Origin of the sequence: Aeromonas sp. LsrichE-8G, from assembly GCF_022869435.1 — a bacterium.
Taxonomy (GTDB): domain Bacteria; phylum Pseudomonadota; class Gammaproteobacteria; order Enterobacterales; family Aeromonadaceae; genus Aeromonas; species Aeromonas caviae.
The window spans coordinates 1-379 of sequence record NZ_JALIHH010000264.1; the positions used below are offsets into that span (position 1 = coordinate 1).

Below are 379 nucleotides of genomic sequence, written 5' to 3' on the forward strand. Positions count from 1 at the left end.
CATAAACAGGGCAAAGCTCTCTTTACGCAGCTGATTGTGAAACGGTTTGTAAGAAACCTGATGCTCTTTCGTCAGCTGCAAGGCATTGAAATGACGGTGTAAGCTGGCAATGTCATTGACCTGGTCGCCCCCCATGGCCCGCAACAGTGCAGGTACGAGCATGGCAGGGGTAATGGCGCGCTGACGCAGACAAAACTTGCAGAGCCGAGCAATGCGCTCGAGTGCGGCGGGAGCCAGGAGTTGCTCCAGATAGTGATTAGCATTAATAATGGTCATAGGCTTCGCGCGTGTTGATTTTGTTTGGCGATAAAATTAGATCACAAACGAAGCCTTTTTTATATCTATTTCAATTGGTTGGCGCTAAAGATCCTGTACATGA

Annotated in this window: 1 pseudogene; it reads right to left on the bottom strand. The window is 48.5% G+C overall.

What is annotated here, in order from left to right:
• Positions 1-276: pseudogene (locus MUW49_RS20925) on the bottom strand (IS4 family transposase); the annotation flags it as partial.
• Between the last annotated feature and the right edge of the window lie 103 nt (positions 277-379).